This is a genomic window from Bradyrhizobium yuanmingense (assembly GCF_025200905.1).
Lineage (GTDB): Bacteria > Pseudomonadota > Alphaproteobacteria > Rhizobiales > Xanthobacteraceae > Bradyrhizobium > Bradyrhizobium yuanmingense.
On record NZ_CP104173.1, the window covers coordinates 2,920,905 to 2,944,576 of the forward strand.

Below are 23,672 nucleotides of genomic sequence, written 5' to 3' on the forward strand. Positions count from 1 at the left end.
CGCAGAATGCCTGCGACTGCTCCAGGAGGAAGCCATGCAGCCCGAACCGATCCTCGACCTTGCCCACCTCGGCCACATGGAGCTGCTGACGCCGAAGCCCGACGAGAGCCTGAAGTTCTTCGTCGATGTCATGGGCATGACCGTCAGCGGACAGAAGGGCGAGTCGGTCTATTTGCGCGGCTGGGACGATTACGAGCGCTATTCGCTCAAGCTCACGGCGTCGAAGACCTCGGGCATGGGCCACATGGCGCTCCGTGCGCGCAGCCAGCAGGCGCTGGAGCGGCGCGTCGCCGCGCTGAAGGGATCCGGCTTCGACATCGGCTGGATCGACGGCGACATGGGGCAGGGGCCGACCTTCCGCTGCCGCGACCCCGATGGCCACATCGTCGAGCTCTATTACGAGACCGAATGGTATCAGGCGCCGCCGGAGCTCAAGCCCGCACTAAAGAACCAGGCGCAGCGCTTTCCGGCGCGCGGCGTCAACGTCCGCCGGCTCGATCATCTCAATTGCCTCGCCGTCGACATCAAGGCCAACCGCGAGTTCTTCGAGAATTACCTCGGCTGCCGCCTCACCGAGCAGATCGTACTCAACGACGGCCGTGAGGCCGCGATGTGGCTGACGATGTCGAACAAGAGCTACGACTTCGCCTATTCGCTCGATCACTCGGGCGTGCCGGGCCGCTTCCATCACGTCACCTACGCGCTCGACAGCCGTGAGGAGATTCTGCGCGCCGCCGACATTTTTCTAGAGAACGGCGTGCACATCGAGACCGGGCCGCACAAGCACGCGATCCAGCAGACCTTCTTCCTCTATGTCTATGAGCCCGGCGGCAACCGCGTCGAAGTCGCCAATGCCGGCGCGCGTCTCATTCTCGCGCCCGACTGGAAGCCGATCGTGTGGACCGAGGAGGAGCGCAAGAAGGGCCAGGCGTGGGGATTGAAGACGATCGAGTCCTTCCACACCCACGGCACGCCGCCGGTGGAGGTGAAGCACGACTAGCGTATTCACGCAGTGTCATTCCGGGGCGACGCGAAGCGGCGAGCCCGGAATCCATAACCCCGGCTGGTGGTTATGGATTCCGGGCTCCCTCGCTATGCTCGGGCCCCGGAATGACGTTAGTGGGTCGAACTTCGCACCCGCGAGATCGTCTCGCGCACGCCGGTCCAGGCCGGCTTGTCCGGCGCGAACTGCTTGCGCAAAAACGTCACGAGCTCCTCGACCTGTGCATCGCTCATGCTGTTCCTGAACGCGGGCATGTAGCCGAGATCGCTGGAGACTGGGTCTGCAATGCCGTGCAGGATCACCTGCACGAGATTATCCGCCTTCGTGCTGTGAACGTTGCTGTTGAGCGCGAGCGAGGGCCGCGTGCCGAACAGCGGCAGGCCGCCGACCTCGTGGCACACGGCGCAGGCGCCTTGATAGAGGCGGGCGCCCGCGGAGGAGGCGACGGTCACTTGCGTTGCGCTCTCGAGCTTGGCGGCGAGCGCATCCGGCGCTGGTGTATCGGCCGTGTCGTTGAAGGAGTTCAGATAGACCGCCATCGCGCGGATGTCCTGGTCGGGCAGGGCTTTGAGATCCCTGACGACAGGCGCCATCGGGCCGGCCGCGACACCGTGGTAACGCGAATGGCCGGTGCGCAAATAGGCGTAGAGCTCCTCCTCGTTCCACGGAATCGGCGCGTGCGAGAGCGAGGTCAGCGCCGGCGCTTCCCACCCCTCGGCGAAGCCGCCGGCGAGATAGGCGTTGCGCTGCTCGGCGCCGAGGGCGTTGCGGGGCGAATGACAGCCGCTGCAATGGCCGAGACTCTCAATCAGATAAGCGCCGCGATTCCATTGATCGGACTTGGCGGGATCAGGCTTGAACTCCTTCGTGTCGTGGAACAGCGCATTCCAGCCCGCGAGCAACGAGCGGAGATTGTAAGGGAAGGCGAGTTCGTTCGGCGGTGCCGTCGCACGCACTGAAGGCTGCGCCATCAGATACGCATAGAGCGCCTGCATGTCCGCGTCGCTGGTCTTTGCAAAATGCGTGTAGGGAAAAGCGGGATAGAGCTGCCGTCCGTCGCGATGCAAGCCATCGCGCATGGCGCGCTCGAAGGCCGGATAGGACCAGGCACCGATCCCGGTCTCGACGTCGGGCGTGATGTTGGTCGAATAGATCGTGCCGAATGGCGTCTCCAATGCGCGGCCGCCGGCGTTGAGCGCGCCGCCAATGCTGGTATGGCACTCCGCGCAATTGCCAAGCGCTGCAAGCTGCTCGCCGCGGGCGATGGTCGCCGCGGAATAGACCGACGCGTCGGGCCGTGCGATCGGCGCAATTGCGCGACCTGGAAGGAGCGCCGCACCGATGCCGATGGCAGCGGTGCAGACGGCTGCGATCGCTGCAGCGATACCGGCGCGCCTGGCGAACGGATTCGCCCAGACCCGGGACGGCCGCGATGCCGCCGGTGCGGGCAGAGCCTGCGGCGTCACCGCCGCATCGCCACGCAGACCCTTGAGGATTCGCTCGGGCGTGAACGGCGGCTCGCGGAAGCGCACGCCGGTGGCATCGAAGATGGCGTTCGCGATCGCCGCTGCGCTCGGCACCGAAGCAGACTCGCCGACGCCGAGCGGCGGCTGGTCCTGCCGCGGCAGCATCAAGACGTCGATCTTGGGTACGTCGGGGAAGGGGATGATGGGATAGGCGCCCCATTCGCGCGCGGCCACCGTGCCGCGCTCGAACGACACCTCTTCCATCAGCGCGCGGCTGGTGGATTGGATGACGTTGCCCTGGATCTGGTGGCGCACGCCGTCCGGGTTAATCATCAACCCGGAATCCTGCCCCGCGACGACGCGCGTCACGCTGACGTCGCCGGTCGTCTTGTTCACCGCGACGTCGGCAACCCAGGCCGACCACGCCGCGCCATAGCCCGGAAACTTGCTGTGGACGTAGAGCGCGTAGGCAAAGCCGCGGCCGTGCACGACCTCGCCGTCCTTCTCCTCTCGGACCGGCCGCGGCGTCCAGCCCGCGCGCTCGGCCACCGCATTGACCAGATCGATCGCGCGCGGGTCTTTCAGATAGCGCAGGCGATATTCGATCGGATCGACGGCGGCTTCGGCCGCAGCCTCGTCGATATAGGATTCATGCGCAAAGGTGTTCGGCAATGCCGAGACGCCGCGGAACCAGGAGGCCCGCACGATCGGCGGCGTGTCGTGGGCGACGACGCGCATGTGCTCGTAATCATAGGGCGGGATCGCGGTGCGGTCGCCCATCTGGAGCACGGTGGGCTCGGGGGAGATGCGACCGGTCAGCAGCAGCGCCAGCGTCGGAGCGGCGTTCGAGGGGTAGCGCGTGGCGAGGTCGTAAGCAGCAATGCCGCCGTCAGCGTCGAGGCCGCCATTGACGTCGATGAGTTGTGCCGTGCCTTTGGGCTCCCAGGCATGCTCCTGCTCACGCGTCAGCTGCACGCGGACCGGACGGCCGACGGCGCGGGACAGCAGCAGCGCATCGGCGGTGACGTCGTCGGCGCAGTTGCGGCCGTAGCAGCCGGCCGCCTCCAGCCGGATCACCTCGATCTCGCTCTCGGGACGCTCAACCAGCAACGCGAGGTCGTTGCGCAGCACATGCGGGTTCTGCGTGCCCGACCAGACGCGGATGTTGCAGTCCTGAAAGTCGGCGACGGCGCAGGAGGGGCCGATCGAGGCGTGCATCTGATACGGCCAGACGTAAGTGCGCTGCATCGGCTTGGCCGCGCCCGATATCGCCTTTTCGACCTCGCCCTTGTCGATCAGCGTGCGCGGCGTCGAGGGATTGGCGCGCAGGGCGGTCTCGACATCGCCAAGATCGGTCAGCGTCGGCGTCGGCTTCCAGCTCACCTTGAGCTGCTCTGCCGCGCGGATCGCATTCTCCTCGCGCTCGGCGACGACGCCGACGAAATCGCCGATCCGCACGACGGCGACAAGGCCGGGAATGTCGCGCACGGAGGATTCGTCGACCGCAATGAGGCTGGTGCCGACGAACGGTCCGGCATCGACGCCAGCATAGGGCGGCCGCACCACGCGGCCATGCACCATTCCTGATACTCGGACGTCGTGCACGAAAGTCAGCTCGCCCGTGGCTTTAGCAGGTAGATCGACGCGCGGCACCGACTGGCCGACGGTCGCGTAATCGCCGACAGGCTTGAGCTCGACGTCATCGGCCAGCTCGAGGCGGATCGCTTCGTCGCCGATGAGCTCGCCATAGCTGACGCTGCGATTGTCGTGGCCGCGAACGAGTCCGTCCTCGATCTTGAGCTCGGCTTCGGGCAAGTCCAGGCGTTCCGCCGCGCGCGCGATCAGAAAGTGCCGCGCTTGCGCCGCGGCCTTCCGCAGCGGCACGGCCGTGATCTGGATGGTCTCGCTCGCAATCGTCGCGCCCTGGTTCGGCACCAATGCCGTATTGCCGAGCACGACGACAACGCGCGCAAAGGACACGTCGAGCTCTTCGGCGACGATCTGGCCCAGCGCAGTGCGGATGCCGGTGCCGAGATCGACATGGCCGTTATAGGCCGTGACCGAACCGTCCGCGGTGATGCGGACGAAGGTCTCCGATGTGACCTCGTCCACGCTGCGCGCAACGACGAGCGAACCCGTGCGCTCAGCTCCGTTCGAAACAAAGAAGGCCATCAACCTGCGGCCTCGGTGAGTTGGCCGGATGCGCGCATCACCGCGCGAAGGATCTCGACATGCGTGCCGCAGCGGCAGAGATTGTAGCGCAGTGCCGCCAGCGCCTCCTGCTCGGTCGGCCGCGGGTTGATCGCGAGCAACGCCTTGGTGGTCATGATCATGCCGTTGAGACAATAGCCGCATTGTGCGGCCTGCTCGTCGATGAAGGCCTGCTGCACGACGTCGGGCTTGTCGCTTGTGCCGAGGCCTTCGAGCGTCACGATGTCGCGCCCGGCGCAGCCGCTCACCGGAATCACGCAGGAGCGTGCCGCCAGTCCGTCGATCAGGACAGTACAGGTGCCGCATTCCCCCAAGCCGCAGCCGTATTTCGGGCCGTTCAGCGCGAGATCATTGCGCAGCACGTAGAGCAGCGGCGTGTCGCGCGCTGCCGTGACCTCGTGGATCCTGCCGTTCACGGTGAGGCGGATCGGTGTCTGCGTCATCCTCGTTTCCAAGCCCAAGACGATATCCAAGATCATGCAATCGCGAAAATCGGACGCCGCGACGATACCGTTTGTACACAAACGTGCAAGCCATGCATGCCGCACTGCAGCGCGGTTGCCTTCTTTGTGGACAGGGCGGATAGGCAAATGAGGTTTTATGCGGCAGTGGCATCTTTTGCGCTGCACCGCCGCTTGACAGCCCCGGGGCAGCGCGCGCAACATCGTTCGTATACGAATGATAACTGCGATGTCCGCCGGCTCCGACATGGTGACAGAAACGACGAGCGCCGTCATCGACAAGATCCGCTGCGATGCTTGTCCGGTGATGTGCTACATCAAGCCGGGCGCGGCGGGCGCCTGCGATCGCTATGCCAATCACGACGGCAAGCTCGTCCGCGTCGATCCGCATGTCATCCTGGAGCGTACCGTTTCTCATGGCGGCAAGCTCGTCCCGTTCAGCCGCACCGAGGACTGGGACGGCAAGATCGTCCACGAGCCCTCGACTTTCGTGACGGCGATCGGGGCAGGCACGACCTATCCCGACTACAAGCCGGCGCCTTTCATCGTCTCTGCGGAGGTCGACGGCGTCGACATGGTGACGGTCGTCACCGAGGGCATCTTCTCCTATTGCGGCATCAAGGTGAAGATCGACACCGATCGCTATCTCGGCCCGGAGACCGCGACCGTGCGCGCGCAGGGCGAGGCGGTCGGCCATGTCACCACCAGCGAATACGGCTCGCAGATGCTCTCGCTAGGCGGCGTGCATCATCTCACCGGCGGCTCCAAGAAGGAGGGCCGCGTCACCTGCGACACGCTGATGGACCTCGCCAATTGCAAGGCGGTCGAGCTCACCATCGACGGCGGCGCCACCGTGGTGGTGCAGGCCGGGCAGCCGCCGATCGTCAACGGCGTGAAGGAAGAGCGCATGCGCGTCGGCTGCGGCTCGGCGACGATCGGCATGTTCGCCAAGCAATGGCACGGCAAGGTGGACGAAGTCGTCGTGGTCGATGACCACATCACCGGCGTGCTCAGCGAGCATCAAGCGGGCAAGCTGCTCGACATCGCCGACACCGGCATCAAGATGAAGGGCCGTCGCTCGACGCCCGGCCGCTATTTCCAGGTGGCCGATCCAGGCACGGGCTGGGGCGGCACCAACATCTCAGATCCCCTGTCGATCCTTGGCCCGTTCGATGCCAAGGAAGCAAAGCCCGGTCTGACCATGCTGATGGTCTCCACCACCGGAGAGCATTCGTCCTATTACGTGCTCGATGAGGCCTTGAAGCCGGTCGAGACCGAGATGCCTGACGACTTGAAGTTCTCGGTCGAGCGCATCCAGGAAAATTGCGAGCCCGCGTTGTGCACGGTGTTGTTCATGGCGGGCGCGGGCGGCTCCTTGCGCGCTGGCGTCACCGACAACCCGGTGCGGCTGACGCGCTCGGTGAAGGATGCGCTGACGCGCGTCACCAGCGGCGGCGCGCCGGTCTATGTCTGGCCCGGCGGCGGCATCACCTACATGGTCGACGTGACGCAGATGCCGTCAGGCGCGTTCGGCTATGTGCCGACACCGGCCCTGGTCGCGCCGATCGAATTCACCATGAAGCTGTCCGACTATGCCGCGCTCGGTGGCCACATGGATTATGTGAAGCCGCTCTCCGAGGTGCAGAGCGGCGACGATGTCCGCCAATTGCCCTGGCAGAACCCGATTCCGGGGCCTCGCACATGACCAGGCGCCCGCAAATCGCATTGCTGTCTGATGGCCGGCGGCTGCATTTGCAGGATGGACCGATCGATCTGATCGTGGAGGCGAGGGGACGTACGGATGCGGTGCGGGTCGCCTATGAGGCTGCGGCGCTGCGGTTCACTGGATTGCTCGACGAGCTTTGCGCGGAATTGCCAGGGCTGCGTACGGCGGTCGAGGAGAAGACCTCGCTGAAGGGCGTTGTCGCCCGCCGCATGCACGCTGCCGTCGCGCCTTATGCCGCCGATTGCTTCATCACGCCGATGGCGGCCGTTGCCGGCAGCGTCGCGGAGGAGATTCTGGCCGCGATGCTGCGAGCTGCACCGCTCGATCGGATTTACGTCAACAATGGGGGCGACATCGCGCTGCATCTCGGTGTGGGCGAGCATTTTTCGGTCGGCCTGATGGATCGTCCCGACCACGACGGCGTGATGCGGAGGATGCGGATCGATGCGAACGATCCGGTGCGGGGCGTCGCGACCAGCGGTCGGCACGGCCGCAGCTTTTCGCTCGGGATCGCCGATGCCGTGACCGTGCTGGCCGCAACCGCTTCGCAGGCCGATGCGGCCGCGACGGTGATCGCCAATGCCGTCGATCTGCCCGGGCATCCCGCAATCATCCGACAGCCTGCGAACGAGCTTCAGCCCGACAGCGATCTGGGCGCACGCCTTGTGACGCGCGGTGTCGGCGAGCTGTCTCACGATGAGATCGCAGCCGCGCTTGAATCTGGCGCGGAATGTGCACGGCAATTGTTCGATCGCGGACTGATCGAAGGTGCCGTGCTGCGGCTTTGTGGTGATATGCTTGTCATCGGAACAAAGGATATAGAAGAGCAACGATCGCGCCCGCGTGTGCTGGAGAACGCGGTCCATGCCTGAACAGGGAAGCGAAACATGAGCGCGATCATCCGCAAGATCGTCACCGTCGTCGAAGAGACGCAGATGGAGATGGGACGCCAGGTGTCGCCGCCGACCCGGCGTGCCGCCGCGATCGCCGTGATCGAAAATCCTTTCGCCGGAAAATATGTCGAGGATCTTTCGCCGCTGATCGCGATCGGCGAGGAGCTGGGCGAGCTCTTATCGAAGCGCGCGGTTGCGGCGCTCGGCATCGATGGCGCCAAGGCGCACAGCTACGGCAAGGCCGCGGCCGTCGGCGAGAACGGCGAGCTGGAGCATGCCGCCGCAATCCTCCACCCCAAGATGGGCGCGCCGGTGCGTAAAGTTCTGGGCAAGGGCGCGGCGCTGATCCCGTCCTCGAAGAAGCGCAGCGGCCCCGGCACGACCCTGGACATTCCGCTGGGGCACAAGGACGCAGCCTTCGTCCGCAGCCATTTCGACGGGATGGAGGTACAGATCAACGATGCGCCGCGCGCCAACGAGATCATGGTCGCGGTCGCCGTCACCGACAGCGGCCGTCCGCTGCCGCGCGTCGGCGGGCTGACGGTTGCGGAGATCAAGGGCGAAGACGGTCTGAGATAGATAGAAGTCGTAGGCGAGTTCAAATTGGAGGTTGGGATGCGAGCAAGAAATACTATCGTCGGCGCGGCCTTCGCGCTTCTGGCGGGCGGCATGGCCCATTCGGCCCTGGCGCAGGATATCAAGATCGGCGAGATCAACAGCTATTCGCTGCTGCCGGCATTCACCGAGCCCTATCGCAAGGGCTGGCAGCTTGCGGTCGAGGAAGTCAACGCGGCCGGCGGCATCAACGGCAAGAAGCTCGTCGTCATCTCCAAGGACGACGGCGGCAAGCCGGCGGATGCGCAGACCGCGGCCAACGAGCTCGTCTCGAGCGAGGGCGTCGCGATGCTCGCGGGAACGTTCCTGTCGAACATCGGTCTTGCGGTCTCTGACTTCGCCAACCAGAAGAAGGTCTTCTTCCTCGCGGCCGAGCCGCTCACGGACGCCATCACCTGGTCCAAGGGCAACAAGTACACGTTCCGCCTGCGTCCCTCCAACTACATGCAGGCGGCGATGCTGGTGGAAGCCGCCAGCAAGCTGCCCGCCAAACGCTGGGCGACGATCGCGCCGAACTACGAATACGGCCAGTCGGCGGTCGCGGTGTTCAAGAAGCTGATGTCGGAGAAGCGCCCCGACATCCAGTGGGTCGACGAGCAATGGCCGCCGCAGGGCAAGATCGACGCCGGCCCGGTGGTGCAGGCGGTTGCCGCCGCCAACCCGGAAGCGATCCTCAACGTCACGTTCGGCGCGGATCTCGTCAAACTCGTGCGCGAAGGCAACACCCGCGGCCTGTTCAAGGGGCGCGAGGTCGTCTCCTTCCTCACCGGCGAGCCCGAATATCTCGACCCGCTCAAGGACGAGACGCCGGAGGGCTGGATCGTCACCGGCTATCCCTGGTACTCGATCAAGACGCCAGAGCATGATGCGTTCCTGAAGGCGTACCAGGCCAAGTACAACGATTATCCGCGTCTCGGCTCGATCGTCGGCTACCAGACCATCAAGTCGGCCGCCGCGATCCTGGCCAAGGCAGGATCGACCGATCCGGAGAAGCTGATTGCCGCGGCGGAGGGGCTTACGATGCCATCGCCGTTCGGCGAGATCACCTTCCGCAAGATCGACCACCAGTCGACACTCGGGGCCTTCGTCGGCAAGACCGCGCTGAAGGACGGCAAGGGCGTGATGGTGGACTCGTCCTACAAGAAGGGCGCGGACTATCTGCCAAGCGACGCCGAAGTCGCCAAGCTGCGCCCGAAGGATTGAGTTCTTTCTCCCTCGCCCCGCTCTTCGCGGGGAGAGGGTTGGGGTGAGGGGCTCTCTCCACGCCCCCGCGCTGGTGGAGAGAGCCCCTCACCCGAATTGCTCCGCAATTCGACCTCTCCCCGCAAGAGCGGGGAGAGGTGACTTCAAACCTAACCCGGACCGCCGATGGCCTTTTACGTCGTACAGTTTCTGACCGGTCTCGCCAGCGCAGCGTCGCTGTTCCTGGTGGCCTCGGGCCTGTCGATCATTTTCGGCGTGACCCGGATCGTGAATTTCGCGCATGGCGCCTTCTACATGATCGGCGCATACATCGCCTTCACGCTGACCGAGCGCCTGTCCGGCGCGTTCGGCTTCTGGGGCGGCATCGTGCTGGCCGCGTTCGCGGTGGCGCTGATCGGCGTCATCGTCGAGATGGTGCTGCTCCGCCGCATCTATCATGCGCCCGAGCTGTTTCAGCTGCTCGCGACGTTCGGCCTGACCTTGATGGTCGAGGATCTCGTCGTGCTGATCTGGGGGCCCGACGATCTCGTCGGCCGCCGCGCACCGGGCTTCAGGGGCGCGATCGACTTTTTCGGCCAGAACATTCCGAGCTACGACCTGTTCCTGATCGTGCTCGGTCCCGTCGTGCTCGGCATTCTCTGGCTGCTGTTCCAGCGCACGCGCTGGGGCGTCTTGGTGCGCGCGGCGACGCAGGATCGCGACATGGTGGCCGCGCTCGGCGTCAACCAAAAGTGGCTGTTCACGTCGGTGTTCGCCGTCGGCGTCTTCCTCGCAGCGCTCGGCGGCGCGCTCCAGATCCCGCGCGATGCCGTGCATCACGCCATGGACCTGCGGATCATCGTCGAGGTCTTCGTCGTGGTGGTGATCGGTGGCCTCGGCAGCATCGTCGGCGCTTTCGTCGCGGCGGTGCTGGTCTCCGAGCTGAATGCCTTCGGCATCCTGATCTTCCCGAAGATCTCCATCATCCTTGTATTCCTGGTGATGGCCGTGGTGCTGATCGTGCGTCCCTGGGGCCTGTTCGGCAAGCCGGAGGCGGCCGCGCGCAAGACGCCGGGTCTCACCGTCAATCCCTGGCGGCCGCTGACCTCGAACGAGCGGCTGATGGCGCTTGCGGCGCTGATCGTCGCGGCCATGCTGCCGCTGTTCGCCGGCAACTATCTGCTGACCGTGGGCTCGGAGATCGCGATCTTCGTGATCTTCGCCGTCAGCCTGCACTTCCTGATGTCGGTCGGCGGCCTCGCATCGTTCGGGCACGCCGCCTATTTTGGCCTGGGCGCCTATGGCATCGCCTTCCTCGCCAAGATGGCGGGACTGCCGATGATCGTCTGCTTGCTGCTCGGGCCGCTGCTCGGCTGCATGGGCGCGGCCGTGTTCGGTTTCTTCGCGGTGCAGCTCTCCGGCGTCTATTTCGCGATGCTGACGCTCGCCTTCGCGCAGATCGTCTGGTCGATCGCGTTCCAGTGGGTGGACGTGACCGGCGGCGACAACGGCATTCTCGGCCTCTGGCCATCGAGCTGGGTGGCAAGTCCGTCGCGCTTCTATTGGCTTTCGCTCGGCGTCGCGGCGCTGGTGACTGTCGCGCTGCGGGCCATGGTGTTCTCGCCGTTCGGCTACGCGCTTCGTGCCACGCGCGACTCGGTTCTGCGCAGCGAAGCCATCGGCATCGATGCCAAGCGCATCCAGTGGACCGCCTTCGTGATCGCCGGCACGACCGCCGGCATCGGCGGTGCGCTGTTTGCCTACCTGAAGGGCAGCGTGTTCCCCGACAATCTCGGCATCTCGCTCTCGGTCGACGCGCTGGTCATGGTGCTGCTCGGCGGCGTCGAGACGGTCTCGGGCGCGGTGATCGGCGCCATCGTCTACAAGGCTTTGAACATCTGGCTGGTGAGCCAGACCGATCTGTCGAAGCTCGTGCTTGGCGGCTTCATCATGCTGATCGTCGTCGTCTTCCCCAAGGGCATCGTCGGCACGCTGGAGATGCTGGCGCAGCGCCGCAAGAAAGCATCGCCGCCGGGATCACCTTTGCTCGCCAAGCCGATCGAGTCTGCCGAATGAGCGTCGCACCTCCACTTCTCGCGGTCGAAGGCCTGACCAAATCCTATGGCGGCATCCATGCCGTGCGAGGCGTCTCGTTCTCGCTGCGGGCCGGCGAGATCCTGGCGCTGATCGGGCCGAACGGCGCCGGAAAAAGCACCTGCTTCGACATGCTCAACGGCCAGAACATGCCTGATAGCGGCCACGTTCGCCTGCTTGGCGAGGAGATCACCGGCCGGAAGCCGCGTGAGGTCTGGCGGCTCGGCGTCGGCCGCACCTTCCAGATCACCGCGACCTTCGCCACCATGACCGTGCGCGAGAACGTGCAGGTCGCGCTGATCTCGCACGGCAAGCAGCTGTTCAATCTGTTCGGCTCGGCGCCGAAGTTCGATCGCGACGAGGCCGGCCGCCTGCTCGAGCTGGTCGGCATGGGCGGCTATGCGGACCGGCCCTGCGGCGAGCTTGCCTATGGCGATCTCAAGCGGCTCGAGCTTGCGGTTGCGCTCGCCAACCAGCCCAAGCTGCTGCTGATGGACGAGCCGACGGCCGGAATGGCACCGCGCGAGCGCGTCGAATTGATGCGGCTGACCGCGCGCATTGCCCGGGAAAAATCCATTGGCGTTCTCTTCACCGAGCACGACATGGACGTGGTGTTCGAGCATGCCGACCGCATCCTCGTGCTCAACCGCGGGACGTTGATCGCGGAGGGCTCGCCGGCGGAAGTGCGCGGCAATCCCCAGGTGCAGGCGGTCTATCTCGGCGAGGGCCTTGTCTACGATGCCCGGCACCGCGAGGGAGCCTCCACATGAAGCTCACGGTGCAAGACCTCAACAGCCATTATGGTCCGGCGCATATCCTGTTCGACATCGGCTTCGAGGTCGGCGAGGGCGAGGTGGTGGCACTGCTGGGACGCAACGGCGCCGGCAAGTCGACGACGTTCCGGTCGATCGTCGGCCTCGTCGCGCAGCGCTCCGGCCGCATCACGTTCGAGGGCAAGGACGTCTCGTCGAAGCCGACACACGAGATCGTGCGCGATGGCCTCGGCTACGTGCCGGAGGAGCGTCGCATCTTCACGGACCTGACCGTCGAGGAAAACCTCGAAGTCGGCCGCCAGCCGAAGCGTCCGAACGCACCGCACTGGACGCGCGAAAAGCTGTTCGCGCTGTTTCCTAACCTCGGCGAGATGAAGAACCGCCCGGGCGGACGCATGAGCGGCGGCGAGCAGCAGATGCTCACCATCGCGCGCACGCTGATGGGCAATCCCTCGCTGGTGCTGCTGGACGAGCCGTCGGAGGGCCTGTCGCCGAAGATCGTGGAGCAGATGGTCGACGCCATCCTGACCATGAAGAAGGAAGGCGTCAGCATCGTCGTCTCCGAGCAAAATCTGCATTTCGCGCGGCTGATCTCGGATCGCGCCTACATCATCGAGCGCGGCCGCATCTGCTTCGGCGGCACCATGGCCGAGCTCGACGCGCGCCCGGATATCCGCGACGCGCATCTGTCGTTGTGAGGCAAGGGGAAGGGCTGCGAACGGATGGCGAGAAGCGTTGCGGCAAAGAAAAGTGTCAAACCGGCGAAACCGCCTTACGTGCTCGACGAACAGGTTGGCTTCATCCTGCGCCAGGTCTGGCAGCGCCACAGCTCGATCTTCGCCCGCGACATCGGCACCAATCTGACGCCGACGCAATGGGCGGCGCTGTCGAAACTGGCCGAGACCGGGCCGTGCTCGCAGAATCAGCTCGGGCGCCTGACGGCGATGGACGTCGCGACCATCAAGGGCGTGATCGATCGTCTCACCGCGCGCGGCCTCACCGAGACGAGCCAGGATCCCGAGGACGGCCGCCGCCTGCTGGTGAGCCTGACCCGCGCCGGACAGCAGCTTGCCGAAAAGCTGGCGCCGAACGCGCTGGCGATCACCCGCGAGACGCTGGCGCCGCTCGAGGCGAAAGAGCGCGAGACGCTGATGATGCTGCTGAACAAGCTCAGGTGAAGGTTTCGTAGGGCGGGCAGAGCGAAGCGTGCCCGCCATCCTTTCTCGAGTCGCAAAAATCGTGGGCACGGCACTTCGCGCCGTTTGACCACCCTACGGCAGTTGAACAAGGTGCCGGAACTGGCGACTAACCTTGATGAAGGGTTTATCGAGGTTTTGGTCATGAGAGTTGCGACGCGCTTTGCGGTTGTCTTGAGTCTTGGTGCCGTGCTCGCCGGCCAATGCGCTCCCGCCTTGGCGGCGCAGCCTTACGAAGGCTTCTGGGCCTCGACCAAAAAGGACTGTCGCGACGACGACAGTCCCAACCGCATGAGCATCGAGGGCGGCAATCGCCTGTACTGGTATGAGACGCGGTGCCGCGCCAGCCAGATCACGGCCGACGGAAGGCTCGGCTGGAAAATGAAGCTGGCCTGCGAAGGCGAGGGCGAAAAATTCCGCTCCAATCCTCGCGTCTCCGTCGCTGCGGATGGCAGGCTGGTGATGGACAACGGTCCAGTTGGGCGGGCCAAGCGCCAGACCTATGTGCGCTGTGAGATTGCGAAGAAGCGCTGATCTCTTACGTCTTTCCCGGCCATTTGGCGCGGTAGCGGATTTCGCTGCCGTCACCAAGCCGCCGCCACGTTCCGAATTCCGGCGTATGCGGCGCGCGGGCCGTCAAATCGATCGATAGATCCGGCTCGGCTGGCCCTGGATGTTGATGGCGAGCTGCCGGTGCGAGGTTCGAAACGCCAGCTCGACTTCGCCGGCGATAACCGCCTGGTCGCCATCGCGATAGAACGCGGCCGGACTGACTTCGCCCGGCATGGTGTTGATGTCGGTTTGCAGTTCGATGGTGATGTCCTGCGCCGATGTTGGCACCGTTGCTCCCGCCGGAAAGCGGACCTCGAACACGAGCAGGGGATTGGCGCCGTTGCGGTTGAGCCAGGGCGTTGCGGTCGCGTATGCGTACGCAATGTAGGCGCCGAGGCCGGCGGTGCAGAGCAGGGCGACGATGCCGAGCGACTTCAAGCTGTTCCGCGCGACGCCGCCGACGCCTGCGTCCTGCCCTGCATTTTTGCCTGAACGCGTCACGAGCCAATTGGCGAGGACCGCGCCGGCGATTGCACCGGTGGGCGAGTAGACGAACAGTCCCAGCAGACCCGATGTGATCGGGTCCGCACGGTTGCCGACATCGAGGAGAGAAAACAGCACAAAGATCGCGATATAGCCCGCCACCGCGCCAGCGACGCCCACGGCTATCCGTGATGGGTCCTTCATGTCAGCCTCGATGGTCGAACAATGAACTGCCGCCGCCGAGGGCTGCCTGCGTTAGACGCAACAGGCTTGCGACTTGTTCAATGCCTTCGAGGGACGGTGCGAGCGGCGGGCCGCTCCGGCTGCATCACTTCGCCACCACCTCCGGCACCTTGCCGGCGGGCGGCGTGTTGCGGCTGCGCTGGGTGCGGACGATGCCGTCGATGATGGTCATTCCGATGCCGGGGAGATCGCCGAGCTGAACGCTCTCCAGGATGTTCTTGCCCGGCGAGTGCTGGGCCTTGTCCATGATGACGAAGTCGGCGGAGCGGCCGACCTCGATCAGGCCGCAGTCGAGCTGGCGCATCCGGGCGGTGTTGCCGGTGGCAAGGCAGAATGCGATCTCGGCCGGGAGGTCGCCGAGCGAGGACAGCATCGAGACCATGCGCAGAATGCCGAGCGGCTGCACGCCGGAGCCGGCGGGCGCGTCGGTACCAAGGATGACGCGATGCAGGTCGCCCATCTCGCGGGCGGTGCGCAGCGTGAACAGGGCCGAGCGCTCATTGCCGTTGTGCACGAGCTCGAGGCCGCGCTTGCAGCCCTCGCAGATGCAGCGGATCTGGTCGTCGGGCAGAGCAGTGTGGCCGCCGTTGATGTGGCCGACCACGTCGGTGTCGGCCTCAAGCACCACGTCCTTGTCGATCAGGCCGGAGCCGGGGATCGACGGGCCGCCGGTGTGGATGGTGCTCTGGATACCGTATTTGCGCGCCCAGCCGACCATCTTCCGCGCGGTCGGGCCGTCCTTGACGCCGCCGAGGCCGACCTCGCCGAGCAGCTTGACGCCGTTGGCCGCCATCTCCTTGAAGTCCTCTTCCACCATCTCGCATTCGATCACCGGCGCGCCGGCGTGAACCTTCACGCCGCCGGGGCGCAAGGTCCAGAACGCGCGCTGGGCGAACACGGCCATGGCCTTGAGGCCGACGACGTCGCGGGGTCGGCCAGGCATGTGCACCTCGCCGGCGGAGATCATGGTGGTGACGCCGCCGTGCAGATAGCTGTCGATCCAGTTGATCTGGTTCTGCCGCGGCGTCCAGTCGCCGGCGACAGGGTGGACGTGGCTGTCGATCAGGCCCGGCGCCACCGTGGTGCCGTTGGCGTCGACGATGGTGGTGGCGCCTTCGGTATTGACCTCCTTGAAGCGGCCGATCGCGCTGATCTTGCCGTTCTCGGCGACGATGGTGTCGCCGTCCAGGATCGGCTTTTCCAAAGCGCCGGACAGGATCAGGCCGATATTGCGGATCACCAGCTTCGAGGGTCCGGTGGCCTGGGGTGCGTCATGCGCCATGGAAGGGGCTCCTTATTCCTAACTGCAACGCTTCCGATCTTGGGCAGCCTTGACCGCGGGATCAAGCCGGATTATTCATTAGTATACGAATGATCGTGTACAAACGACGCATAGCTGCCGGCCTCGGAACCGCAATCGACGCGACAGGGAAGGTGAGATGAGCAATTTCAATCAAGAAAGCGTTTTGAGCGTCCACCACTGGACCGATACGCTCTTCTCCTTCAAGACCACCCGCAACCCGACCTTCCGCTTCCGTAACGGCGAATTCACCATGATCGGGCTCAAGGTCGGCGAGAAGCCGCTGCTGCGGGCTTACAGCGTCGCCAGCGCCAATTACGAGGACACGCTGGAATTCTTCTCGATCAAGGTGCCGGACGGACCGCTGACCTCGCGCCTCCAACATCTGAAGGAAGGCGACGAGATCATCGTCAGCCGCAAGGCCACCGGCACACTGGTGATCGACAATCTGGAAGAGGGACGTAACCTCTACCTGATCGGCACCGGCACGGGTCTTGCGCCGTTCCTGAGCGTGATCAAGGATCCCGAGACCTACGAGCGGTTCGAGAAGGTGGTGCTGCTGCACGGCTGTCGGCACGTCAAGGAGCTCGCCTATGGCGAGATGATCACCGAGCATCTGCCGAAGGACGAGCTGCTTGGCGAGTACATCCAGAACCAGCTGATCTACTATCCGACCGTGACGCGCGATCCCTTCCGCAATCGCGGCCGCATCACCGATCTCATCACCTCAGGCAAGCTGTTCGCCGATATCGGCCTGCCGGTGCTGGAAGCCGCCCATGACCGCGTCATGATCTGCGGCAGCCCGGCCCTTGTGGCGGACACCCGCGTCCTCCTGGGTGAGCGCGGCTTCGTCGAGGGCAATCACGGCGAGCCTGCCCAGTTCGTGGTAGAGAAGGCCTTCGCCGAGCGCTGAAGCGTTTTCGAGCGAAGTGGATACCGGTTCGCGTCAAGAAGACCCGCCCAAATAGGAATCTAGGGCCCCGTTGCGGGGGCTCCAGATCCGGAATTTCTGCGCGAGAAGATCGCATTTTCGCCACCGCCGGGGCGTTGCGGCGCCGATTCGGCGCACGATACTATGTGGGACCGAATCAGCGGAGTTCCCACATGGTTGCGGACAGCGACAGCAACATCGCCTGGCACCGGGTTCAGTTGAAGAAGAACCGCGCCGAGCTGAAGGCGCTGGAGACCGCGCGCTTCACGATGGGCGAGATCGCCACCTCGAAGCGCAACGGCCAGACGCAGAAGACGATCGCGGAACTCAAGCGCAAGATCGCACAGTCGGAGCGCGCCATCGCCGATCACGACAAACGGACGCGCCGTCCACTCGCAACCGACCTGCAGAGCCTCAGCAACGGCAGCTGGAGCCATTGGGACGCCTACACCCAACAGCAGCGCAAGAGCGGCCAGCGCTCCTCCGGGCGCGGATAGGCGCGGCTCGCCACGCCTGCGGCCGACGAGCAGACGCACCCTTGCGCCGGCCGCGCCGCGCACCATCTCGGTGATACGCCACCAATCGTTCCGGTGATCCCATGACAGTGCGCCTCGATTTCACCAGCGAGGCCTTCTTTCGCGATCCGCCCAAGGCGATCGCGAAATTGCGCATGTCCGCACCCGTGGTCGCGACGCGGTTTCCCATCGTCGGCAATGTCTGGATCACCACGACCCATGACGCCACCGCGCAGGTCCTGAAGGACGGCGCGACCTTCACCTTGCGCAAGGAGGATGGTGACATCGCGGGCTTGCGCTGGTGGATGCCGAGATTCGTCAGGACCATCGCCAACAACATGCTGACGATGGACGAGCCAGATCACACGCGGCTGCGCAGCATCGTCGACGAAGCGTTTCGCCGCCGCGCGATCGTTGCGATGGAGCCGCGCATCCGGGCCATCGCTGACGGTCTGGCCGACGAGCTGTTCGCGCAAGGATCCCCGGCCGATCTGGTCCAGCGCTATGCGCGCATCCTGCCGCTCGCGGTGATCTCGGAGCTGCTCGGCCTGCCGCTCGCAGATCGTCCAAAATTCATCGCCTGGGCCAACGCGATATCCTCGCTGACGAATGTCGTCAGCTTCTTCCGCCTGCTGTTCGCGGTGCGCAAGATGCGCGCCTACCTCGAGCAGCAGTTGCAGATCGCGCGTGTCCAGGGCGGCGAGGGCCTGATTGCCGAGCTGATTCAGGTCGAGCGCGAAGGCGGCCAGATCACGCCGGATGAAATGGTCTCGATGGTGTTTCTGTTGCTCGGGGCGGGATCGGAAACCACCACCCATCTCATCAGCGGTTCCATCTACGAGCTGCTCAGGAATCCCGAGCTGCGCGACTGGCTGGAACAGGATTGGAGCCGCGTCGGGCTCGCGGTCGAGGAGTTTCTGCGCTTCGTCTCGCCCGTGCAATTCTCCAAGCCACGCTACGTGCGGCGCGATGTCGAGGTCGAGGGCGTGCGCCTGAAGAAGGGCGATCGCGTCATGGTGATGCTCGCCGCTGCGAACATGGATCCCGCGGTACATGATCGTCCCGAGACCCTCGATCTCGAACGCAAGCCGAACCGCCATATCTCATTCGGCACGGGAATCCACTTCTGCCTCGGCCATCAGCTCGCGCGCATCGAGGCGGCCTGCGCGCTGGAGGCGCTGTTCGTGCGTTGGCCGAAATTGAGTCTTGCCGTCGATGCCGCTGAAATCCGCTGGCGCAAGCGGCCGGGCTTGCGCGCGATCGCGAAGCTTCCCGTCACGGCAGAGGGCCGCGGAACAGAGGCGACTGCACGCAGCGGAACGAGGGGCGATCGTTCCCTCACCGCGGCAAACTGACGTCGGCGGCGCCCTTCGGAAAATCTTTGCTTGTTGTGATCGGCCAGGAACGGTGTGCCGTTCGTGCTGTTGTCATCCCGACATGACGCGGAGGGGAGTTCCTTGGGGCGCATGTCGCAGATCGACGTCTTAACGGGAGACCAGATCATGGCCAGCAAGATGCCACCTGTTCCACCGGACAATCAGAGCCGCAAGGGAACCGGCGATCGCAAGCAGATGTCCGCCGATCAGATGCCGCACGGTCAGGAGCGTGTACAGAATCCAGATCAGCATGGACAGCAGGGCAACATCAAGCAGAACACGACCAACCAAGGCTATCAGCAAGATCGCTGAGGAGGACGACATTCATGTCGACATCCACGAAGACACCGAACAGCATTCGACAGGGTGGGCCCGGCGCCTCGCATGAGAACGCGAAGGCACCGCTTCAGGTGAAGAAGCCGCCGGCGGACGATCCGCAGCGCAGCCACAGCCGGGTTTCCGGCGGCGGTGGCGAGCGCGACTCCCATCACACGCACGACGAGGCCGGAAAGGGCGGAGGCAGGTGACATGACCAACAAGCAACCCAAGCTGTACGCGCCGACCGAGAAGGACCTGCATGACAACCCCCTGATCGGCGGATCCAAGGGCGTGAATAGGGCAGGCGTTTCGCCTGACGACCTCGAGGAGGTCTTGGGCGAGAACACGATCGAAGGCGACGTCGAAAACGACGTGAACGCCGGTGGCGGTATCGACAAGGATGTCGCGCGGAGCGGTTCGCCCCGAAGAGGCCGGTAAGATTGGAGGCCCACAATGCAGGGCAAGAAGACTCACGAACAGCAAGTGCGCATCCTCGAGCGGAAGCCAGATGTTCCGGATGCGCGAGAACTCGAGCAGGCCGCCGGTCATAACCCGCAAGACACGCGCGTCCATCGTGCGAACCCCGAAGCTCGTCACAGCGAGTTTCCAGTGAGCCGCGGCGGTCTCAACCAGGAGAGCGATCACAACAAGCACAACGATCCCGGCCAGAGCGGCCACAAGCCGCCCAAACCGACGACGGCACAACAGAAGCACTAAATCATCGGAAGAGAGGAGAGACTGATGCCTGGTGGGCATGGCAGCAAGACGCACTTCAGATCGGGCATGCATGGCAAGGGCGACGGCACCGGCGCATTGACCGACGTGCCGAAGGAGATGATCGGCGACAACATGGTCCTGTCCAACCGCGACAAGAAACAGCATTCGGACATTCGTGGCATGGACGGCAAGTCCATCCAGACCGAACAATATCAGGACCACGCAGCAAACCGGCTCGATGAGAAGCCGGAGGCCGACGAGACCTGAGAGGACGTTCCTTCCGCCAACTTGCGGACCGGTGTTCAGCCGGTCCGCTTTTTTGTGGGCGCAAGGTCACGCTCCCAGCCGAACACCGAACGGCCATCGAGCTCCGGTGAGGCCGCACGCTCGCCGGCGATGAAAGCATCGACTGAGGGGCCGCGCGCGGTCCTCTCCAACCGCCGTGCCTGGTCGTCGAGGCGTTTGATCGCCTGCATCTCCTCGTCGCGTCCGAGCTTCGCGTTTCGGATCGCGCCCTTCAGCACCCGGATGGTCTCGTCATAGACCTTGATCGGAACGGGGTAGGGATGCCGGTCCTTGCCGCCATGGGCGAGCGAGAAACGTGCGGGGTCCCTGAAGCGATAGGGCGCGCCGTGCACGACCTCGGCAACCATCGCGAGCGAGCGCACCGTGCGCGCGCCGACGCCCGGCGTCAGCAGCAGCTCCGGAAAATCCGCCGGGCCGCGTTCGGCTGCGGCGGCGAGCGTGCCGTGCAGGCGGCGCGCGAACACGTCCTTCGGCCGCACATCATGATGCGCAGGCATGATCAGATGCGGCAGCATGCCTTGCGCCGGCGTGGACGGGGTCCCCGTGAGCCGCTCGAATTCGGAGACGATGCGATCCGGACCGAGGTCGGAGAGCAGCTCGAGCTGTGCCGTCCGAGATAGATCGGCGCGATGATCGGTGAGATTGACGATCTCCCCCTGCTGCGGCCCGTCGATTGCGCTGTGCGGTGTATCGACAAAGCTCTTCAGTGCCTCGGAGTGCCAGTGATAGCGCCGCGCCTGCCGCTTGTCGCCGTTCATGCCCTGCTGCACCACCGTCCATTTGCCGTCAGTGGTGACGAAGAAGCCGTGCAGGTAAAGGTCAAAGCCGTCCTGGACCGCGGCGCTGTCGACCTTGGCGACCAGACGGCTGGCCCGGGTCAGCTTGACGCCGTCAAATCCGACGCGGTCGCCGAGCTGCAACAGCTCGTCCGGCGTCTTGCGCGAATGCTGACCGCGACCGCCACAGACGTAAATCCCGAGCTCGTCCTGGAGCGGTCCGAGCCCGCGCTTCAGCGCGCCTATCACGGAGGTGGTGATGCCGGAGGAGTGCCAGTCCATTCCCATCACGGCGCCAAACGACTGGAACCAGAATGGATGCGACAGGCGCTGTAGAAATGCGTCGCGGCCGTAATGATGCACGATCGCCTGGGTGACGATCGCCCCGAGCGAGGACATGCGACTTGCCAGCCAGGGCGGAACCCGCCCGGTGTGAAGAGGAAGATCGGCGCTGCCGGTTCGTCGAGTCATGGCGACAAGCCTAGCGCAGCTCAGCGACGGTTGCACCTGCGGGATGCTGCATTGCACGGGGCGGGGGAGCGAAGCCGGCCGGGATGCGTTGTGCGGGTTGCGTGAGTGCAATGATGGGGACGATCCATGGATTGGCAGGCTCTGACGGCCGATATCGACAGGATGTTCGGCTGGATACCGTCATGGTTCATCGGCCTCACCCTGGTTGCCGGCGCGATCCTGCTTGCCCTGCTCGTCTACCGGGTTGCCACATGGCTTCTCAACCGCGCTTTCGGAACGCGGCTTCCGCTCTTGAGCGTGTTCATCGAGCGCACGGCAGGCCCCGCGCAAATGGCGCTTTGCCTTGCCGCCGTCGCAATGGTGCTGCCGCTGGCGCCGCTCGACGATACGATCCGCACCCCCCTGACGCGGCTGTTCGTCGTGGCCTTCATCGCGCTGATCGGCTGGATCTCGATCCGGATCGTCGACATGAGCGCGGCGCGCTACTTGCAGAACTTTCGCGATGTCACCGAGAATTTCGTCGCGCGCAAGCACGTCACGCAGGTGCGCGTGTTCAAGCGCGTCACCGACACCATCATCGTCATCATCACGGTCTCCGCCGCGCTGATGACGTTCGACTCCGTGAAGCAATACGGAGTCAGCCTGTTCGCCTCCGCAGGTGCTGCCGGCATCATCGTCGGCCTTGCCGCGCGCCCGCTGCTGAGCAATCTGATCGCCGGCCTGCAGATCGCGATCACCCAGCCGATCCGCATCGAGGATGCCGTGATCATCGAGAACGAATGGGGCTGGATCGAGGATATCGCCTCGACCTATGTCGTGATCCGGCTGTGGGATTGGCGCCGCATGGTGGTGCCGCTGTCCTACTTCATCGAAAAGCCGTTCCAGAACTGGACGCGCGACACCGCATCCCTCATCGGCGTCGTCGCGCTGCATGTCGACTATCGCGCCGACGTCCCGCGCATCCGACGCTGGCTGGAGGAGGCGGTGAAGCAGTCGAAGCTGTGGGACGGGGAGGTGGTGAATCTCCAGGTGATCGATGCCGATTCGCGCACCATCGAGCTTCGGGCGCTGGTCAGTGCCAGGAACGCACCGCAGTCGTGGGACCTGCGCTGCGAGATCAGGGAGAAGCTCATCGCCTTCATCCGCGACGAGATGCCGGAGGCGCTGCCGCGCGACCGCGCCATCCTGATCCCGTCGGGAGACGGAGAGGGCGATCTCGGACTGCGTCCCGCACCGCCGGAGAAGATGCGGGCGAGCGCCAGTCACTGAACGGCGCTTACGCGCCTGCGCCGTCCCGCCATTGCCACGTTCTTGTTGACGAGACCTGATCTTTTGTACGATAGTACAAATCTCATGGTACGCAAGCCCACCAGCAAGGAAGCGGCCCGCAAGCCGAACATGCGCGAGGCGATCCTCGCCGCCGCGGAGGAGCTGTTCGCCACCAACGGCTTCAATGCCGTATCGGTGCGCGACATTGCGCAAGCTGCCGGGGCAAATCCGGGCAGCGTGACCTATCATTTCAAGACCAAGGACGGTTTGCTGCTGGAGATCTACCGGCGTCATTGCGGGCCGATGAATCTGCGCCGTTCCGAGCTGCTCGCGGCCGCAAAGCGCGTGCGCGATCTCCAGGACCGGCTGGAGGCGATCGTTCGGGCCTATGTGGTGCCGGCCTTCACCTCGGGCAGCGATCTCGCCGGCGGCGGGGCGCGTTTCACGCGGCTGCGCGCGGTGATGTCGGCGGAAGGTAACGAGGTCGCGCGAAAGATCATCGCGCAGACCTTCGACGACACCAGCCACGCCTTCATCGACGCGGTGCACGAGAGTCTGCCGCACATTCCGCGCACGGACATCGTCTGGCGCAGTCACTTCCTGCTCGGCGCACTCTATTATTCGCTGGTGACGCCGGAGCGCGTGTCGCGCCTGTCGCGCGGCGAGGCCGACGGCAGCGATGCCGCTTGCGCCATCGAACAATTGGTGCAGGCCACCGTCGCCGCCTTCCAGGCGCCGGCGCTGGATGAGGCCGCGCCGGCGCGGCGGCGGCCGGTCGTCGCCGGCAAGGCGTGA

At 65.0% G+C, this 23,672-nt stretch carries 25 protein-coding genes; 20 read left to right on the top strand and 5 right to left on the bottom strand.

Features of this window, described 5'->3' with window-relative positions:
• Positions 1–34 precede the first annotated feature (34 nt).
• Positions 35–1,000 (top strand): catechol 2,3-dioxygenase, encoded by a 966-nt coding sequence (locus tag N2605_RS13485; protein WP_036001365.1) that lies wholly within the window; start codon positions 35–37, stop codon positions 998–1,000.
• A 116-nt stretch (positions 1,001–1,116) separates the two neighbouring features.
• On the opposite strand, the gene N2605_RS13490 is transcribed toward N2605_RS13485, so the two are convergent.
• Together N2605_RS13490 and N2605_RS13495 are read right to left on the bottom strand one after the other, a co-directional pair.
• On the bottom strand, positions 1,117–4,641 hold the full coding sequence (locus N2605_RS13490) for a molybdopterin-dependent oxidoreductase (RefSeq protein WP_260347056.1): 3,525 nt from the start codon (positions 4,639–4,641) through the stop codon (positions 1,117–1,119).
• Positions 4,641–5,123, bottom strand: a complete 483-nt coding sequence (locus N2605_RS13495; protein WP_260347059.1) for a (2Fe-2S)-binding protein — start codon at positions 5,121–5,123, stop codon at positions 4,641–4,643. The genes N2605_RS13490 and N2605_RS13495 overlap by 1 nt, the downstream gene beginning before the upstream one ends.
• 265 nt (positions 5,124–5,388) lie before the next feature.
• On the opposite strand from N2605_RS13495, the gene N2605_RS13500 reads away from it, so the two are divergent.
• The 9 genes from N2605_RS13500 to N2605_RS13540 all read left to right on the top strand — a co-directional run bounded on the left by N2605_RS13500 (position 5,389) and on the right by N2605_RS13540 (position 14,154).
• Positions 5,389–6,846 (top strand): 6-hydroxynicotinate reductase, encoded by a 1,458-nt coding sequence (locus tag N2605_RS13500; protein ID WP_192893441.1) that lies wholly within the window; start codon positions 5,389–5,391, stop codon positions 6,844–6,846.
• Positions 6,843–7,739 carry a UPF0280 family protein gene (locus tag N2605_RS13505; RefSeq protein ID WP_036001359.1) on the top strand — a complete coding sequence of 299 codons (897 nt, stop codon included), beginning with the start codon at positions 6,843–6,845 and terminating at the stop codon, positions 7,737–7,739. The genes N2605_RS13500 and N2605_RS13505 overlap by 4 nt, the downstream gene beginning before the upstream one ends.
• Before the next feature lie 15 nt (positions 7,740–7,754).
• A complete protein-coding gene (locus tag N2605_RS13510) occupies positions 7,755–8,339 on the top strand; it encodes an amino acid synthesis family protein (protein ID WP_025035619.1) in 585 nt (194 codons plus the stop codon).
• A gap of 36 nt (positions 8,340–8,375) precedes the next feature.
• Positions 8,376–9,578 carry an ABC transporter substrate-binding protein gene (locus N2605_RS13515; protein ID WP_225140161.1) on the top strand — a complete coding sequence of 401 codons (1,203 nt, stop codon included), beginning with the start codon at positions 8,376–8,378 and terminating at the stop codon, positions 9,576–9,578.
• A gap of 165 nt (positions 9,579–9,743) precedes the next feature.
• Positions 9,744–11,633 (top strand): ABC transporter permease, encoded by a 1,890-nt coding sequence (locus tag N2605_RS13520; protein WP_260347063.1) that lies wholly within the window; start codon positions 9,744–9,746, stop codon positions 11,631–11,633.
• Positions 11,630–12,421, top strand: a complete 792-nt coding sequence (locus tag N2605_RS13525) for an ABC transporter ATP-binding protein (protein WP_036001349.1) — start codon at positions 11,630–11,632, stop codon at positions 12,419–12,421. The genes N2605_RS13520 and N2605_RS13525 overlap by 4 nt, the downstream gene beginning before the upstream one ends.
• The gene (locus tag N2605_RS13530) at positions 12,418–13,122 is read left to right on the top strand and encodes an ABC transporter ATP-binding protein (RefSeq protein ID WP_036022338.1); all 705 of its coding nucleotides are present in this window, start codon (positions 12,418–12,420) and stop codon (positions 13,120–13,122) included. The genes N2605_RS13525 and N2605_RS13530 overlap by 4 nt, the downstream gene beginning before the upstream one ends.
• Positions 13,123–13,146: 24 nt before the next feature.
• The gene (locus tag N2605_RS13535; protein WP_036001344.1) at positions 13,147–13,602 is read left to right on the top strand and encodes a MarR family winged helix-turn-helix transcriptional regulator; all 456 of its coding nucleotides are present in this window, start codon (positions 13,147–13,149) and stop codon (positions 13,600–13,602) included.
• A gap of 162 nt (positions 13,603–13,764) precedes the next feature.
• Positions 13,765–14,154, top strand: coding sequence for a hypothetical protein (locus N2605_RS13540; protein WP_225171382.1), 390 nt, complete (start codon positions 13,765–13,767; stop codon positions 14,152–14,154).
• Between the two features lie 102 nt (positions 14,155–14,256).
• Here the strand turns inward: N2605_RS13540 and N2605_RS13545 are convergent, their stop codons facing one another.
• Positions 14,257–14,859 carry a hypothetical protein gene (locus N2605_RS13545; RefSeq protein WP_260347068.1) on the bottom strand — a complete coding sequence of 201 codons (603 nt, stop codon included), beginning with the start codon at positions 14,857–14,859 and terminating at the stop codon, positions 14,257–14,259.
• Between the two features lie 124 nt (positions 14,860–14,983).
• Positions 14,984–16,180 (bottom strand): amidohydrolase family protein, encoded by a 1,197-nt coding sequence (locus N2605_RS13550; RefSeq protein ID WP_036001335.1) that lies wholly within the window; start codon positions 16,178–16,180, stop codon positions 14,984–14,986.
• A 157-nt stretch (positions 16,181–16,337) separates the two neighbouring features.
• On the opposite strand from N2605_RS13550, the gene N2605_RS13555 reads away from it, so the two are divergent.
• From N2605_RS13555 to N2605_RS13590, 8 genes are all read left to right on the top strand, one after another.
• Positions 16,338–17,111 carry a ferredoxin--NADP reductase gene (locus N2605_RS13555; RefSeq protein WP_036022348.1) on the top strand — a complete coding sequence of 258 codons (774 nt, stop codon included), beginning with the start codon at positions 16,338–16,340 and terminating at the stop codon, positions 17,109–17,111.
• Between the two features lie 191 nt (positions 17,112–17,302).
• Positions 17,303–17,626, top strand: coding sequence for a hypothetical protein (locus N2605_RS13560; protein WP_036001330.1), 324 nt, complete (start codon positions 17,303–17,305; stop codon positions 17,624–17,626).
• 101 nt (positions 17,627–17,727) lie between these two features.
• Positions 17,728–18,999, top strand: coding sequence for a cytochrome P450 family protein (locus N2605_RS13565; RefSeq protein ID WP_225141457.1), 1,272 nt, complete (start codon positions 17,728–17,730; stop codon positions 18,997–18,999).
• Between the two features lie 147 nt (positions 19,000–19,146).
• Entirely contained in the window at positions 19,147–19,332 is a 186-nt protein-coding gene (locus tag N2605_RS13570; RefSeq protein WP_225171381.1) for a hypothetical protein, read from the top strand.
• Positions 19,333–19,346: 14 nt separating this feature from the next.
• A complete protein-coding gene (locus N2605_RS13575; RefSeq protein WP_036001325.1) occupies positions 19,347–19,547 on the top strand; it encodes a hypothetical protein in 201 nt (66 codons plus the stop codon).
• 1 nt (position 19,548) lies between these two features.
• Entirely contained in the window at positions 19,549–19,776 is a 228-nt protein-coding gene (locus N2605_RS13580) for a hypothetical protein (RefSeq protein WP_225171329.1), read from the top strand.
• Between the two features lie 15 nt (positions 19,777–19,791).
• Complete coding sequence (locus N2605_RS13585; protein ID WP_036001319.1) at positions 19,792–20,055, top strand: hypothetical protein; 264 nt, start codon at positions 19,792–19,794, stop codon at positions 20,053–20,055.
• A 24-nt stretch (positions 20,056–20,079) separates the two neighbouring features.
• A complete protein-coding gene (locus N2605_RS13590) occupies positions 20,080–20,322 on the top strand; it encodes a hypothetical protein (RefSeq protein WP_036001316.1) in 243 nt (80 codons plus the stop codon).
• A gap of 35 nt (positions 20,323–20,357) precedes the next feature.
• On the opposite strand, the gene N2605_RS13595 is transcribed toward N2605_RS13590, so the two are convergent.
• Positions 20,358–21,608, bottom strand: coding sequence for a DUF763 domain-containing protein (locus tag N2605_RS13595; protein ID WP_225171328.1), 1,251 nt, complete (start codon positions 21,606–21,608; stop codon positions 20,358–20,360).
• A gap of 126 nt (positions 21,609–21,734) precedes the next feature.
• On the opposite strand from N2605_RS13595, the gene N2605_RS13600 reads away from it, so the two are divergent.
• Entirely contained in the window at positions 21,735–22,877 is a 1,143-nt protein-coding gene (locus tag N2605_RS13600) for a mechanosensitive ion channel family protein (RefSeq protein ID WP_036001308.1), read from the top strand.
• Between the two features lie 84 nt (positions 22,878–22,961).
• Positions 22,962–23,672 carry a TetR/AcrR family transcriptional regulator gene (locus N2605_RS13605; protein WP_036001304.1) on the top strand — a complete coding sequence of 237 codons (711 nt, stop codon included), beginning with the start codon at positions 22,962–22,964 and terminating at the stop codon, positions 23,670–23,672.

Coding starts and splice junctions, on each gene's coding strand:
- N2605_RS13505 (WP_036001359.1), top strand. CDS start 6,843: ATGACCAGGCGCCCGCAAATCGCATTGCTGTCTGATGGCCGGCGGCTG.
- N2605_RS13555 (WP_036022348.1), top strand. CDS start 16,338: ATGAGCAATTTCAATCAAGAAAGCGTTTTGAGCGTCCACCACTGGACC.
- N2605_RS13590 (WP_036001316.1), top strand. CDS start 20,080: ATGCCTGGTGGGCATGGCAGCAAGACGCACTTCAGATCGGGCATGCAT.
- N2605_RS13600 (WP_036001308.1), top strand. CDS start 21,735: ATGGATTGGCAGGCTCTGACGGCCGATATCGACAGGATGTTCGGCTGG.
- N2605_RS13485 (WP_036001365.1), top strand. CDS start 35: ATGCAGCCCGAACCGATCCTCGACCTTGCCCACCTCGGCCACATGGAG.
- N2605_RS13520 (WP_260347063.1), top strand. CDS start 9,744: ATGGCCTTTTACGTCGTACAGTTTCTGACCGGTCTCGCCAGCGCAGCG.
- N2605_RS13580 (WP_225171329.1), top strand. CDS start 19,549: ATGACCAACAAGCAACCCAAGCTGTACGCGCCGACCGAGAAGGACCTG.
- N2605_RS13595 (WP_225171328.1), bottom strand. CDS start 21,608: ATGACTCGACGAACCGGCAGCGCCGATCTTCCTCTTCACACCGGGCGG.
- N2605_RS13605 (WP_036001304.1), top strand. CDS start 22,962: ATGGTACGCAAGCCCACCAGCAAGGAAGCGGCCCGCAAGCCGAACATG.
- N2605_RS13545 (WP_260347068.1), bottom strand. CDS start 14,859: ATGAAGGACCCATCACGGATAGCCGTGGGCGTCGCTGGCGCGGTGGCG.
- N2605_RS13495 (WP_260347059.1), bottom strand. CDS start 5,123: ATGACGCAGACACCGATCCGCCTCACCGTGAACGGCAGGATCCACGAG.
- N2605_RS13540 (WP_225171382.1), top strand. CDS start 13,765: ATGAGAGTTGCGACGCGCTTTGCGGTTGTCTTGAGTCTTGGTGCCGTG.
- N2605_RS13550 (WP_036001335.1), bottom strand. CDS start 16,180: ATGGCGCATGACGCACCCCAGGCCACCGGACCCTCGAAGCTGGTGATC.
- N2605_RS13575 (WP_036001325.1), top strand. CDS start 19,347: ATGTCGACATCCACGAAGACACCGAACAGCATTCGACAGGGTGGGCCC.
- N2605_RS13510 (WP_025035619.1), top strand. CDS start 7,755: ATGAGCGCGATCATCCGCAAGATCGTCACCGTCGTCGAAGAGACGCAG.
- N2605_RS13585 (WP_036001319.1), top strand. CDS start 19,792: ATGCAGGGCAAGAAGACTCACGAACAGCAAGTGCGCATCCTCGAGCGG.
- N2605_RS13525 (WP_036001349.1), top strand. CDS start 11,630: ATGAGCGTCGCACCTCCACTTCTCGCGGTCGAAGGCCTGACCAAATCC.
- N2605_RS13570 (WP_225171381.1), top strand. CDS start 19,147: ATGGCCAGCAAGATGCCACCTGTTCCACCGGACAATCAGAGCCGCAAG.
- N2605_RS13490 (WP_260347056.1), bottom strand. CDS start 4,641: ATGGCCTTCTTTGTTTCGAACGGAGCTGAGCGCACGGGTTCGCTCGTC.
- N2605_RS13535 (WP_036001344.1), top strand. CDS start 13,147: ATGGCGAGAAGCGTTGCGGCAAAGAAAAGTGTCAAACCGGCGAAACCG.
- N2605_RS13560 (WP_036001330.1), top strand. CDS start 17,303: ATGGTTGCGGACAGCGACAGCAACATCGCCTGGCACCGGGTTCAGTTG.
- N2605_RS13500 (WP_192893441.1), top strand. CDS start 5,389: ATGGTGACAGAAACGACGAGCGCCGTCATCGACAAGATCCGCTGCGAT.
- N2605_RS13530 (WP_036022338.1), top strand. CDS start 12,418: ATGAAGCTCACGGTGCAAGACCTCAACAGCCATTATGGTCCGGCGCAT.
- N2605_RS13515 (WP_225140161.1), top strand. CDS start 8,376: ATGCGAGCAAGAAATACTATCGTCGGCGCGGCCTTCGCGCTTCTGGCG.
- N2605_RS13565 (WP_225141457.1), top strand. CDS start 17,728: ATGACAGTGCGCCTCGATTTCACCAGCGAGGCCTTCTTTCGCGATCCG.